This window comes from Priestia sp. JNUCC 25 (assembly GCF_053667915.1).
Map to the genome: position 1 here is coordinate 640,129 of NZ_CM132211.1, position 13,891 is coordinate 654,019.

The 13,891-nt window shown below is 39.4% G+C and carries 13 protein-coding genes; 9 read left to right on the forward strand and 4 right to left on the reverse strand.

The genetic code is table 11. From position 1 onward, the window contains the following. Nucleotides 1–60: 60 nt before the first annotated feature. The gene (locus JNUCC25_RS03420; RefSeq protein WP_025749916.1) at nucleotides 61–900 is read left to right on the forward strand and encodes a YitT family protein; all 840 of its coding nucleotides are present in this window, start codon (nucleotides 61–63) and stop codon (nucleotides 898–900) included. 37 nt (nucleotides 901–937) lie between these two features. On the opposite strand, the gene JNUCC25_RS03425 is transcribed toward JNUCC25_RS03420, so the two are convergent. The 3 genes from JNUCC25_RS03425 to JNUCC25_RS03435 form a co-directional block, all read right to left on the reverse strand. Continuing rightward, nucleotides 938–1,699 carry a DUF3813 family protein gene (locus tag JNUCC25_RS03425; protein ID WP_029324711.1) on the reverse strand — a complete coding sequence of 254 codons (762 nt, stop codon included), beginning with the start codon at nucleotides 1,697–1,699 and terminating at the stop codon, nucleotides 938–940. 3 nt (nucleotides 1,700–1,702) lie between these two features. Further along, nucleotides 1,703–1,855, reverse strand: coding sequence for a hypothetical protein (locus JNUCC25_RS03430; protein ID WP_013055382.1), 153 nt, complete (start codon nucleotides 1,853–1,855; stop codon nucleotides 1,703–1,705). A gap of 118 nt (nucleotides 1,856–1,973) precedes the next feature. Continuing rightward, nucleotides 1,974–2,786 carry a Cof-type HAD-IIB family hydrolase gene (locus tag JNUCC25_RS03435; RefSeq protein ID WP_029324713.1) on the reverse strand — a complete coding sequence of 271 codons (813 nt, stop codon included), beginning with the start codon at nucleotides 2,784–2,786 and terminating at the stop codon, nucleotides 1,974–1,976. Nucleotides 2,787–3,021: 235 nt separating this feature from the next. Between JNUCC25_RS03435 and JNUCC25_RS03440 the strand changes: the two genes are divergently transcribed. Next, the gene (locus tag JNUCC25_RS03440; protein ID WP_013055384.1) at nucleotides 3,022–3,330 is read left to right on the forward strand and encodes a metal-sulfur cluster assembly factor; all 309 of its coding nucleotides are present in this window, start codon (nucleotides 3,022–3,024) and stop codon (nucleotides 3,328–3,330) included. 30 nt (nucleotides 3,331–3,360) lie between these two features. On the opposite strand, the gene JNUCC25_RS03445 is transcribed toward JNUCC25_RS03440, so the two are convergent. Next, nucleotides 3,361–4,059: a Crp/Fnr family transcriptional regulator gene (locus tag JNUCC25_RS03445; protein WP_029324714.1), complete on the reverse strand. Its 699-nt coding sequence runs from the start codon at nucleotides 4,057–4,059 to the stop codon at nucleotides 3,361–3,363. A 351-nt stretch (nucleotides 4,060–4,410) separates the two neighbouring features. On the opposite strand from JNUCC25_RS03445, the gene argC reads away from it, so the two are divergent. The 7 genes from argC (at nucleotide 4,411) to argF (ending at nucleotide 13,886) form a co-directional block, all read left to right on the forward strand. Next, entirely contained in the window at nucleotides 4,411–5,454 is a 1,044-nt protein-coding gene (argC, locus tag JNUCC25_RS03450) for an N-acetyl-gamma-glutamyl-phosphate reductase (RefSeq protein WP_029324716.1), read from the forward strand. Nucleotides 5,455–5,502: 48 nt separating this feature from the next. Continuing rightward, nucleotides 5,503–6,735: a bifunctional ornithine acetyltransferase/N-acetylglutamate synthase gene (argJ, locus tag JNUCC25_RS03455; RefSeq protein ID WP_407728409.1), complete on the forward strand. Its 1,233-nt coding sequence runs from the start codon at nucleotides 5,503–5,505 to the stop codon at nucleotides 6,733–6,735. A gap of 12 nt (nucleotides 6,736–6,747) precedes the next feature. Continuing rightward, nucleotides 6,748–7,572, forward strand: coding sequence for an acetylglutamate kinase (argB, locus tag JNUCC25_RS03460; RefSeq protein ID WP_013055388.1), 825 nt, complete (start codon nucleotides 6,748–6,750; stop codon nucleotides 7,570–7,572). Further along, the gene (locus tag JNUCC25_RS03465) at nucleotides 7,538–8,692 is read left to right on the forward strand and encodes an acetylornithine transaminase (RefSeq protein ID WP_029324719.1); all 1,155 of its coding nucleotides are present in this window, start codon (nucleotides 7,538–7,540) and stop codon (nucleotides 8,690–8,692) included. The genes argB and JNUCC25_RS03465 overlap by 35 nt, the downstream gene beginning before the upstream one ends. Before the next feature lie 70 nt (nucleotides 8,693–8,762). Further along, nucleotides 8,763–9,836, forward strand: a complete 1,074-nt coding sequence (locus tag JNUCC25_RS03470) for a carbamoyl phosphate synthase small subunit (RefSeq protein WP_013055390.1) — start codon at nucleotides 8,763–8,765, stop codon at nucleotides 9,834–9,836. Then, nucleotides 9,829–12,939, forward strand: a complete 3,111-nt coding sequence (locus JNUCC25_RS03475; protein WP_454222773.1) for a carbamoyl phosphate synthase large subunit — start codon at nucleotides 9,829–9,831, stop codon at nucleotides 12,937–12,939. Before JNUCC25_RS03470 ends, JNUCC25_RS03475 begins: the two co-directional genes overlap by 8 nt. Beyond that, a complete protein-coding gene (gene argF, locus JNUCC25_RS03480) occupies nucleotides 12,936–13,886 on the forward strand; it encodes an ornithine carbamoyltransferase (RefSeq protein WP_454222775.1) in 951 nt (316 codons plus the stop codon). Before JNUCC25_RS03475 ends, argF begins: the two co-directional genes overlap by 4 nt. Nucleotides 13,887–13,891: the final 5 nt, after the last annotated feature.

Consider the following 13,891-nt stretch of genomic DNA (forward strand, 5'->3'; position numbering starts at 1 on the left):
TTTATAAATGGGTATAGGAGAGTAAGAAGTTTTAAAAAAGCGGAGGTCGGTCATTTGAATATGTGGCTTGAAACAAAAAAAGCGATAGTCGTCTTGGTAGGAGCATTATTGAATGCGCTTGCGCTCAACTTGTTTTTGATACCTGCTAATGTATATTCGAGCGGCTTTACAGGAGTAGCGCAGCTTGTTTCGAGTATCGTGACAGATTACACCCCTTTTACTATTTCCACGGGAGTGCTGCTGTTGTTGTTAAATATTCCTGTAACTATTTTAGGGTGGAAAAAAGTTGGGAAGTCATTTACTGTTTACAGCTTTATCAGCGTTGCTGCAACAACTTTGTTTCTTGGAATTATTCCTATTCAAGCACTTTCTAAAGACATCATCCTTAACGCAGTTTTTGGAGGCGTTATTTTAGCGGTAGGGGTAGGAATTACGTTAAAATTTGGAGCTTCAACTGGTGGGCTCGATATTATTGCCCTGATTTTGTCTCGAGTAAAAGACCGACCAATTGGCACTTATATGTTCATATTAAACGCAATTATTATCGTGCTAGCAGGTCTTTTATATGGTGCTGAGAAGTCACTCTATACGCTTGTGACGCTTTATACAACTACTCGCGTCATTGATGTTATTCATACGCGTCATGTCAAACTCACAGCAATGATCGTAACGAAAAAAGGAGTGGAGCTAAGAAAGGCGATTCACGCCAAACTCGTGCGAGGGATTACGGCGGTGCCGGCTAAAGGCGGCTTTACAAACGAAGATAAAGAAATGCTAATGATTGTTTTGACCAGATATGAATTATTTGACTTGGAACGAGTGATTAAAGAGGTAGATCCTAAAGCATTTACTAATATCGTTCAGACAACGGGAATCTTTGGTTTGTTTCGCAAGGATTAAAAAAGGGTCCAGGTATTAATTACCTGGACCCTTTGTATTAATGTGTACCTTTTAAGTCATTAGAAAGTTCTTGAAGCTGAGCTTGTTCTTCAGGAGAAGCATTTTGCTGCGCATGAGACAGCATATCAGCTGCAATGTTTTCATCAGAAGCTGCAGACGTATGAGCTTGAGACGTTTGATGATTTTGACCAGCAGCTCCCAATGTATTCTGAAGCTGCTGAAGCTGAGCTTGTTCTTCAGGAGAAGCGCTTTGCTGTGCATGAGACAGCATATCAGCTGCTACGTTTTCACTAGACGTGTGAGCTTCACCGTGAGCATGAGGCTGACCGCCTTCTAAAGTGCTTTGAAGCTGTTCAAGCTGGCTCTTTTCTTCAGGAGAAGCATTTTGCTGTGCATGAGATAATATATCAGCTGCCACGCTTTCACTGGACGTGGGAGCTTTACCGTGAGCGTGAGACTGACCGCCTTCTAAAGTGTTTTGAAGCTGTTCAAGCTGTGCCTTCTCTTCTGGAGAAGCATTCTGAACGATATGAGACAGCGTATCAGACGTAATGTCTGCGCTTTTCTCTTGTGAATGTGATTCTCCATCTGTATCATACGCTTGATGCAATGAGTTTTGGAATTGCTTCAGCTGCTCTTGCTCCTCAGGAGAAGCGTTAGAAGCAATACTATTTAATACGCCTTCTGAAATATCAAGCTCACCATTGCCGTGCTTTTGACGGTGAAGCTGATCTTCTGAATGGCCGGATACTGCATTTCGAATCGCATCTTTTACTTGACCAAAAAGTGAATTTTTCATAAGTTACTGTCCTCCATGAGGAGTTTGGCGCTGCTGAGCTTGAAATGCTTCTGCCTCTGCCATAGTCATATGATAAGGAATTCGTTCATCATGTTTTTGAACTGCGTCTGCACCTTGTTTCACAAAACGTTTTGATCGATTGCCTCTGCCCATCATAAATTCCTCCTCGTAATATAAATAAAACCGACACCTTAAGAAGTGTCGGTTATAGTGTGTGCTAAATAAAAAAAATGATAGCGATAAAAATTTACCTTGCTTTTCAAAAAAAGCTAAGTTATAAATTTAACGTTTTTTCCAAATAATAAGCAATACCATCATTTTCATTCGATTTTGTTACTTCACGCGCTAGCTGTTTTAATTCGCTAATACCATTTTCCATGGCGATACCGTGTCCTGCAAATTTAATCATTTCAAAATCATTGTCTTCATCTCCAAACGCAATAATTCGTTCGCGTGGAATTTGATAATGATTAGCTACGCGCTCAAGACCTACAGCTTTATTAAGTCCTTTTTTTACAATTTCAACGACATGCCAAGGTGCTCCCCAGCGTCTATGTTCTAGTACTTCTGCATGAACATCTGAAAGGTGAGAGCGTATATCTTGTACATGTTCTTCATCTGCGTGAATTAAAATAGACGTTGGATCGTGCTGCAGCGTATGACGCAAATCACCCATTTGTAATTTAGGATCCCCTAGGCTAAGTACATCCATTAATTTTCGATCTTCAAAATGAAGATACACATCATCTTGTACTTCTGCCATGATATTGTTGATGCGATAGTCTTGCATAGCTGTCACAATGTCATGGACAGTGCGGCGGTTTAAAGGTTCGTGATGCGTGCCGAAATCAGGCTGAAGGGGGTGATGGACAAGCGCTCCGTTAAAGTTTACGATAGGTGTGGATAAATCTAATTCGCTGTAATACATAGCACTGGAACGATAAGGTCTACCAGTTGCAATCATTACAATATGTCCTTCTTGTTTGGCTTTTTCTAATACCCGTTTTGTTGTAGGTGAAATGGTTTTTTCATTCGTTAACAATGTTCCATCCAGATCTAAGGCGATTAAGTGTTGATCGTTTCTCATATAGGGCTCCTTTTAAATTGAAGTAGTTATACGATTATATTGAATTCTACTAATATTCATGCTTGTATTCCCATATTTTACACAACTTTTCCTTAGGAGCAAAGCAGAACGATTGACATGCAAAAGCTGTCTTGTTACGGTGTAAGACATAGTTATTGATTGCTTACGATAAATTGTTTAAGGGTATATTTAATACGTGAAGATAATTACGGAAGTAAAAGAAAGGAGAATGAATATGGATAAACAGTTAGAAGATAAAATCATGGAATCACTAGAAGAAGTAATTGATCCAGAGCTTGGCGTTGATATCGTAAATTTAGGCTTAGTGTATGGTGTAGAAATGGAAGAAAACAACACGGTTATCGTGACGATGACGTTAACTTCTATCGGCTGCCCGCTAGCTGGTGTGATTGGCGAACAAGTGAAAAAACAATTAATTTCGCTTGAAGAAGTAGAAAATGTAGAAGTGAATATCACATTTAATCCGCCATGGGATAAAGATCGCATGACGCGCTACGCTAAAATTGCATTAGGTGTTCAATAAGAAAAAAGCCATCAACGATGGCTTTTTTTCTTACTCAATTCTGCACAATTCCACAGGGCAGTCCTCACAGTCTATTTCTTTCTTTAAAAAAGAAAGCTTATGAATGATAATTTTTCCATCTGCCATTGAAATCACTTCGTTTTTTCGCAACTCAGCGAGCATGCGGTTGACCACTTCTCGAGATGTCCCGCATAGATTGGCGATTTCTTGATTTGTCAACGTTACGTTTAATAAAATACCATTTGGCTTCATTACTCCAAAGCTATTAGACATGCGGATCAGAGTAGAATAGAGAGCACCTTTTTTTCCATTTAGAATTAAGTCTCTAAATTTTGTCTGCATTCGCTTAATTTGTAGTCCCATCCACTTCATATACTCCATAGAAAGAGCAGGGTATTGTGCTAGTTCGTTTTCTAACACCCCTTTTTGAATACTGATTGCCGTACAAGGTTCAATAGCTTTTGCTTGAAGCATATGGGGAGTAGATCCGCAAAATAGCATGACTTCCCCGACTAAGTCTCCTGAACTCGCCAGCTGAAGCGTCAGCTCGCGTCCTTCCGGTGTCACTTTACCTACTTGCACGGCCCCTGACGTAATAAAAAATAAATGAGTTGAAGTCGAACCTTCTTGAAAGAGAAAGTCACCTTTTTTAAACGAAATTTTATGATCAAAGTTCATAAAAAATTGCTGCAGCTCATTCGAAAAAGAATCCGTTGTGATGTTCATCATGTTATCACCTTTTAATTAAAAATTTTTCGACTTCTACTTATTAATCTATTAAGTTAGAACAGTCTGTATATGCTGTACGTCCACTAGCCGTATAAAAAATATCATACGGATGATTTTTATCGATATTCTTATTATACACAAAAACAACCAGTGTTTTCCAAAAATATCTGTGAACAATTTCTAAACAAAAATAGAAAAGTTGTTATAAAAATAAAAACTTATGAATAAATAAAAATGTTTAAAAATATAGAATAAAGTGTTGGATTTTTTAAATATTCATTTGATTTTATTTTTATACGGTATTATAATGATAAATAATTCAAATAGATACGTGGAAAAAGGAGTTTTAAAATGAAAGAATACAAGGTAGGAATTGTTGGAGCAACAGGGTATGGAGGAGTAGAACTGATTCGTTTGTTAGCGAATCACCCACATTTTCATGTTTATGCAGTTTATTCATCATCTCAGGATGGGACAGAACTAGCAGAAGTTTATCCTCACCTTTCTAATACTGTATATACACTGCAAGATATAAACCCTAAGAATATGGCTGAAGAATTAGATTTAGTGTTTACAGCAACTCCGTCCGGTGTTTCTAGCAAACTTGTACCTCAATTAATAGAAGAAGGAATAAAAGTGGTAGATCTATCTGGAGATTTTAGATTAAAAACAGAAGCGCTTTATGAAAAATGGTACAAAAAGCCTGCTGCAGCCGAAGCGTTTTTACAACAGTCTGTGTATGGATTATCAGAATGGTTTGCAGATGAAGTCGAAAGCAGTACATTCGTTGCGAACCCGGGTTGTTATCCAACAGCTACACTGCTTGGGCTAGCTCCCCTCGTTAGTAAACAAATGGTGAAATCAAACTCTATTATCATTGATGCAAAGTCCGGAATCTCAGGAGCAGGACGCGGTCTTTCGCAAATGGTTCATTATGCTGAAATCAATGAAAATATGAAAATATACAAAGTTAATCAACATCAGCATATCCCAGAAATCGAATCTATTTTAGAAAAGTGGGATGAGGAAATTGGCCACGTTACGTTCAGTACGCACTTAGTTCCAATGACGCGAGGGATTATGAGTACAATATACGCTGAACTTTCTGAAGAAAGCTCAGTACAAGAACTTCATCAGCTATATGTAGATACATATCAAAACTCCCCGTTCGTTCGCGTTCGAAAAGCTGGTGAATTTCCGTCTACTAAAGAAGTAAGTGCATCAAATTATTGCGATATCGGTGTTGCATTTGACGAACGAACAAAGCGTGTCACGATTGTTTCTGTCATTGATAACTTAGTTAAAGGGGCAGCTGGTCAGGCCATTCAAAATGCCAATATCATGATGGGATTTGAACAGCAAGCGGGTATCGGGCTACTGCCTGTCTTCCCATAAAGACACAGCATCACTAATCACGATAAAAGCAGGAGGGAACGTATAGTGATTACGGTTAAACAAACGAAAGAAAAGATAAAGAAAATAGAGAACGGTACAATTGTAACGCCGCTAGGTTTTTCAGCAGATGGCGTTCACGCTGGTTTACGTTATGCTAAAAAAGATTTAGGAGTTATTGTAAGCGACGTGCCAGCTAATTGCGCAGCTGTTTACACGCTTAATGCCTTTCAAGCAGCGCCTTTAGCTGTTACAAAAGAAAGTGTAGCGGTGGAGCAGAAGCTGCAAGCGATCGTTGTGAACAGCGCATGTGCAAATGCATGTACTGGAGAACAAGGATTAAAAGATGCATACCAAATGCGAAATACATGTGCAGAAAAGCTTAATATCCTACCTCATCATGTAGCGGTAGCTTCTACAGGCGTAATTGGAGAGCTTCTAGATATGGAAAAAATTGTTAGAGGTATTAGGTTATTAAGTCCTTCGTCGAACAAAGAAAAAGCAGAAGAATTTCAAACGGCTATTCTAACAACAGATACAGTGATGAAGTCAGCTTGCTATGAAACAAAAATTGACGGCAAAGTAGTTACCATTGGCGGCACAGCGAAAGGATCAGGCATGATTCACCCAAATATGGCTACGATGCTTAGCTTTATCACAACGGATGCTAAGGTTGAAGCTTCAGTGCTACAAGATGCGCTAGGTTCTATTACAAATAAAAGCTTTAATCAAATTACAGTGGATGGTGATACGTCAACCAACGATATGGTTGTTGTTTTAGCAAATGGAAAAGCTGGTCACCAGTCGCTTACACCAGATCATCCTGAATGGAATTCGTTTTATGAAGCACTGCGCTTGACGTGTGAAGATTTAGCCAAACAAATTGCACGCGACGGTGAAGGAGCAACAAAACTAATTGAAGTAAACGTATCTGGTGCTCATACAAACGAAGAAGCAAATGTGATTGCTAAACAAATTGTGGGCTCGAACCTAGTGAAAACGGCCATGTATGGAGCCGATGCTAATTGGGGACGAATTATTTGTTCAGTTGGGTACAGCGGAGTAGCGCTTAATCCAGAAACAGTGAATGTTTCGTTAGGCAATATCCAGATGTTAGAAAACAGTCAGCCTGTTTCATTTAGTGAAGAAGAAGCAAAGGCTTATCTAGAAAATGATACGGTCGAAGTCTATGTTGACTTGCAGCAGGGAAATGGAATTGGCAAGGCGTGGGGCTGCGATTTGACTTATGATTATGTCAAAATCAACGCCAGTTATCGAACGTAAGGAGAGAGTGAAATGAGCAGTGAAAAAATCGTCGTTGTAAAATGCGGAGGCAGCATTGTCAATCAGTTAACAAGCGCTTTTTTTGAAAGTATTCAGCAGTTAAAAGCGAGTGGATATCAAATCATTGTTGTGCACGGAGGCGGGCCTGATATTCAAGATACGCTTACCAAACTTCACATTGAAACGGAATTTGTAGATGGGCTTCGAAAAACGTCCAAAGAAGCATTAGAAGTTGTGACGATGGTATTAGCAGGCAAGGTTAATAAGCAGCTTGTAAAAGAACTACAAAAAGCGAACTTAAAAGCGGTAGGACTATCAGGAATTGATGGATTATTGCTTAAAGCAGAGGCTATCGATGTTGAACGTCTAGGTTACGTTGGAGAAGTAAAAGGCGTAAATGATACATTATTAAAACAACTAACTGACAGTCAGTATATTCCAGTTATTTCTTCCATTGGAGCCGATGAAGAAGGCAATAGCTATAATATTAATGCTGACGTGGCAGCTGGAGCCGTTGCACAAGCAGTAAATGCTGAAAAGCTGATGTTTGTAACGGATGTAAAAGGTGTGTTAAAGGATGGAGCATTGCTTCCTGAGCTTACAAAGTCAGAGATTGATGCACTTATTGAAGAAAAAGTAATTTACGGCGGAATGATTCCGAAAGTAACATCAGCGGTAAATGCGTTATCTCCTTTGCTTGAAGAAGTTCATATTATTAGCGGAACTGATGGATTTTTAGATAAGGAAGGAAAGCTGATTGGTACAGCAATTAAATATAGTGGAAAAGGTGGAGAAGATAGCGATGAGTTCATTGTTTCCAACATATCAACGGTTTGATATCCATGTGGAAGAGGCGCAAGGAACAAAATTAATAGATAACAAAGGAAATGAGTATTTAGATTTTATTTCAGGTATCGCTGTTTGTAACGTAGGTCATCGTCATCCTGATGTTCAAAAAGCGGTCGAAGAGCAGTTAAATAAAGTGTGGCACGTGTCAAATTTATTTCATCAATCGATTCAAGAAGACGTAGCAGGTAAGCTTTTGGAACACTCAAACGGTGATGCAGTATTTTTCTGTAACAGCGGTGCAGAAGCCAACGAAGCGGCGATTAAATTAGCGCGCAAGTACACGCAAAAACACAAAATTATTACGTTTACAAAATCATTTCATGGACGTACATTTGCTACAATGACAGCTACAGGGCAGGCAAAAATTCATGATGGCTTCGGTCCTCTTGTTAATGAGTTTGTTTACGTGCCATACAATGATGAAGAAGCATTAAAACAAGAAATGGACGATAGCGTAGCAGCAATTATGGTTGAAGTCATTCAAGGAGAAGGCGGAGTGGTTCCAGGAACCGAAGCATTTTTATTAACCATTCAAGAGCTGTGTAAAAAGCACGAAGCACTGTTTATAGTCGATGAAGTGCAAACTGGAATCGGCAGAACAGGAAAACCGTTCGCTTATCAGCATTTTAACGTGTCACCAGACATTATTACAGCAGCCAAAGGGTTAGGAAGCGGAATGCCGGTTGGTGCGATGATTGGAAAAGGCTATCTCAAAGATGCATTTGGACCTGGTACTCACGGAACAACCTTTGGAGGAAACCCAATTGCACTAGCTTCAGCCAAAGCAACCTTAAACATTATTTTTAATGAAGCATTTTTGGCAGAGGTTACAGAAAAAAGCCTTTATTTTACCAATGCTTTGAAAAATAGCATAGCAGATTATTCATTTGTAACCGATGTTCGTGGAAAAGGTTTTATGATTGGAATTGAATGCGGAGAACATCAGTCAGCATTGCTTGCAGCTATGCGTGAAAAAGGATTGCTAGCACTGGGAGCAGGACCGCACGTAGTACGATTGCTGCCGCCTTTAACTGTAACAAAAGAAGAGTTGGACCAAGCGATTCATATCATTGAAGAAGCGTTTAGCCAAACAAAAATTACTTCATAATACAAATTTTTTTGAATATGTTTGTATAAAAATTCTGTTTTATAAATAATTATTCGAAGAGGGATGCACAATGAACGGATATTTACACTTAGCAAACGGCGATTCGTTCGCCGGACACATTGAACATACAGCAACGCACCAGGCAGAAGGAGAAATTGTTTTCTTTACTGGAATGACTGGTTATCAAGAAGTTGTGACTGATCCATCTTACAAAGATCAAATTATCGTCTTTACGTACCCTTTGATTGGGAACTATGGTATCAATGAAAAAGATTATGAAAGCAAAAAGCCTCATGTAGCAGGCGTTGTCGTATACGAATGTTCAGATGAAGGGTTCCATTACGAAGCGATGTACAGCTTTAAACAATATTTAAAGAAATGGAACATTCCGCTTATTACACATGTGGATACGAGAGCGGTCGTAAAACGAATTCGAAAAGAAGGTACGATGCAATCTGCCTTTTCGACATCTGCTGAGCCGCCAGCATTTACTGCTGAATGCGATGGATATGTAGTAAAAGAAGTATCAACAAAAGAGCCTGTTACTTACGGAAACGGTGAAAAACACGTTGTATTAATGGACTTTGGCTATAAAAAATCAATTTTACAAGAGCTGTTAAATCGAGAGTGCAAAGTAACAGTTGTTCCTTATTCTACAAGTTCTTCAAAAGTAAAAGAACTGCAGCCGGATGGCATTGTCTTATCAAACGGACCTGGAGATCCAACTCAAGTGAGCAGTCAGCTGGATGAATTAAAAGAAATTATTTCATCTTATCCAACTTTGGGAATTTGCTTTGGACATCAGTTAATTGGGCTTGCTTTTGGGGCACAAACCAAAAAGCTGGCGTTCGGTCACCGAGGAGCTAATCAGCCTGTAATTGATTTAACGAATAACAAAGTGTGTATGACGTCTCAAAACCATAGCTATGTCGTAGACGAACAGACGATTACGTCTACGCCATTAAACGTTCGATTTAAAAATGTGAATGACGGATCGGTTGAAGGTTTAATGCATAAAGACCTTCCTGTTATGTCGGTTCAATACCATCCAGAAGCACATCCTGGACCAAGTGACAGCACGTATATCTTTGATGAATTTATGACGAAAGTACAGCAAGTAGGGAGCGGAAAAGTATATGCCTAAAGACCAAACGTTAAAAAAGATTTTAGTAATCGGATCAGGACCAATCGTAATCGGGCAAGCAGCAGAATTTGATTATTCAGGAACTCAGGCATGCTTGTCATTAAAAGAAGAAGATTATGAAGTTATCTTAATCAATAATAATCCAGCTACAATTATGACGGACACTCACGTAGCAGATCGAATCTATTTTGAACCATTAACAGTAGACTGCGTGGAGAAAATTATTGCAAAAGAAAAGCCGGATGGTTTGTTAGCCACATTAGGCGGACAGACGGGTTTAAACTTAGCCCTTGAGCTTCATGAACAAAACATTTTGCCGAAATACGATGTGAAACTTTTAGGAACACCGATTGAATCAATCAAAAAAGGTGAAAGCCGTGAAGAGTTCCGTGCATTGATGAATGAACTGAATGAACCGGTGCCGGAAAGTGAAGTTGTCACAAAAGTAGAAGAAGCGTTAGCTTTTGCCGAGAAAATTGGTTTTCCTGTTATTGTACGTCCTGCTTATACGTTAGGCGGAACGGGCGGAGGAATTGCTCATTCTATGGAAGAGCTTGAAAAGCTTTCAGCGTCAGGTTTGCGTGAAAGTGCTATTACTCAATGCTTAATTGAAAAAAGCATCGCTGGATTTAAAGAGGTTGAGTACGAGGTTATGCGTGACGTGAACAATACGTGCATCACAATTTGTAATATGGAAAACATCGATCCCGTAGGCGTCCATACTGGAGATTCGGTAGTCGTTGCTCCTTCTCAAACGTTAACAGACGTGGAATATCAAATGCTTCGCTCTGCTTCAGTTAAAATTATTTCATCGCTTGGCATTATTGGGGGCTGCAACATCCAGTTTGCGCTTGATCCAAAAAGCAAGCAGTATTATCTAATTGAAGTAAATCCGCGTGTGAGCCGTTCGTCTGCTCTTGCATCAAAAGCAACGGGCTATCCGATTGCCAAAATTGCTGCAAAGCTATCGGTAGGCTACACGCTTCATGAGTTATTAAATCCTGTCACAGGAGACACGTATGCAAGCTTTGAACCTGCTCTTGACTACGTAGTAGTCAAATTTCCAAGATGGCCGTTTGACAAGTTTTTCTACGCTGAAAGAACGCTTGGTACGCAAATGAAAGCAACTGGAGAAGTAATGGCTATTGACCGTAACTTTACACGTAGCTTCCAAAAAGCATTGTCTTCTTTAGAAATTGACTTACAAGGATTAGAAGTAGAAGAACTGCAAGAACTTTCAACGGATGAATTAAAAAGCAAGCTTAGCGAACAAAGCGATGAACGTATTTTTGTTATCTTAGAGCTTTTACGCCGTGGCACAACGCCTGAGTATATCCATGAAGTAACGCAAATTGATTATTTCTATTTAACACACTTTGCACAGCTGATTAAAATGGAAGCCTCTTTAAAGGAAGTGCGTTTTGATTCGATTACAGCTGAACACTTCAAGCAAGTGAAAGAGCATGGATTTACAGATGCGTATCTAGCAAACGTATGGAATGTGCCTGAGCTTGACGTAAGAGCGAAGCGTAAAGCACTACATATTACGCCGAGTTATAAAATGGTGGATACATGTGCAGCGGAGTTTGAATCTTCAACGGCTTATTTCTATTCCAGTTATTACGGGGAGAGCGAAATTGAACCATCAACGAATAAAAAAGTTGCGATTATCGGTTCTGGACCAATTCGTATCGGGCAAGGAGTAGAGTTCGACTACAGCTCTGTACATGGTGTGCTAGCTCTTGAAAAAGAAGGATACGAAACGATTTTAATTAACAATAATCCAGAAACGGTAAGTACGGATTTTGAAGTAGCAGATCGCTTATATTTTGAACCTGTAACAGTAGAAGACGTATTAAATGTTCTTGATGCTGAAAATGTGAAGGATGTAATTGTTCAATACGGAGGTCAAACAGCTATTTCGCTTGTTAAAGGGCTAGAAGAAGCTGGCGTCAATTTACTAGGGATTACAAATGATGTCATTGATGCACTTGAAGATCGTGACTTGTTTTACAAGCTTTTAGATGAGTGTGATATCCCTCATATCCCAGGTGAAATGGCGAAAGATGAGCAAGAGCTTGTCCAAAAAGCAAAAGATATGGGATTCCCATTACTTATTCGTCCTTCTTACGTAATTGGCGGAAAAGGGATGCTGACAATTCAAAACGAAACAGAGCTTCAGGCTTGTTTACCGGCTATTAAAGCGTCTCATTTCCCAATGCTTATTGATGCTTACTTCCCTGGAAAAGAAGCAGAAGTTGATGTGGTAGCAGACGGAAAAGATGTGTTGATTCCGACAATCGTTGAACATATTGAAAAAGCCGGGGTTCATTCAGGAGACAGCTATGCGCTTTTACCAGCCAAAACAGTAGAAGCAGCACATAAAGAAAAAATGGTGAGCTACGCTCAAAAAATTGTAAACAAACTTCAATATAAAGGGATTATGAATATCCAATATGTTATTTACAACGATGAAGTCTACATGCTGGAAGTTAATCCGCGTGCCAGCCGTACAGTGCCTGTAGTAAGCAAAGTATGCAACACGCCGCTTGTTTCGCTATCAACTCAAATATTGCTTGGGAAATCATTGTCGGAAATTAGTGAAAAGCTAGGTTTATTGCCAGATCCGGCTTACACAACTATCAAGTTTCCAGTGTTTTCGACAAGTAAATTATCAGGAGTTGATCCACTTGTTGGACCGGAAATGAAGTCAACTGGTGAAGGAATTGCGATTTCTTCAACGATTGAAGAAGCAGCAAAAAAAGTATTCCATCAGTATGTGTTAAGTAAAAACGGTGCTGCGGAAGTATATATCAACGGAGAAGCGCAAGGTCTTGAAGCACTTGTGCAAAGCGCGGGCTTAACTCTTGTTAAAGATAAAGAAGTTAGTGAATGGGTGAAAACGAAAGAAGCTTTATTATACGTAAGCTTACAGCCTGAAGATAAAGAAAGCCGTATGTCAGCATTAAAACACGGTTTGATGGTCATGACGGAGGCAGAAACGGCATCGCTATTTTTCCAATCGTTCCAAGTCGATGAATATCAGGTTTCATCACTACAAGAATGGTTTCAAAAAACTAAAAAGGAAGTGACAGTATCATGAGTACAGTATCGGTAAATACCAATTTAAAAGGAAAAGATTTGCTTACGCTTAAAGATTTATCATCAGACGATATTATGTCACTTTTGGAAAACGCCATTGAGCTGAAACAAAAGCATAAAAATGGTGAAATCGTAACATCGTTAAAAGGAAAAACGCTGGGGCTCATTTTTGAAAAATCTTCAACAAGAACAAGAGTTTCATTTGAAGCGGGAATGATGCAGCTTGGAGGAAACGCCCTCTTTTTAAGCAGCCAAGATTTACAGATTGGACGCGGAGAAACGATTGCTGATACAGCACGCGTACTATCTGAATTCATCGATGCTATAATGATTCGTACGTTTGAACACAGCAAGATCGAAGAGCTTGCAGATTACGCATCCATTCCCGTTATTAATGGTTTGACAGATGATTATCATCCTTGTCAGGCTCTAGCTGATTTATTAACAATTTACGAGCACAAGAAATCATTTGAAGGGCTAAAAGTAGCTTATGTTGGAGACGGAAATAATGTAGCGCATTCGTTAATGATTGCATGTGCAAAAATGGGGATAGATATTTCAATTGGATGCCCTGATGGTTATGAGCCAAAAGACTTTGTAACAGCTTATGTTAACGAAATAGCTGCTACAACAGGTGCGAAGGTTACGATTACAAAAGATCCTGTAGAGGCTGTGAAAAATGCCGATGCTATTTATGCAGACGTATGGACAAGTATGGGACAGGAAGAAGAAGCACAGCAGCGCTTGAAAATATTTGCTCCTTATCAAGTAAATGAAGAACTAGCTGCCTATGCTAAGTCAGACTATTTATTTCTGCACTGTTTGCCTGCGCATCGGGAAGAAGAAGTAACAGCAAGCATTATTGACGGACCAAATTCTGTTGTCTTTCAGCAGGCTGGAAATCGTATGCATGTACAAAAAGCTTTGCTACAAGCCATTTTAGCTTAAGAGAA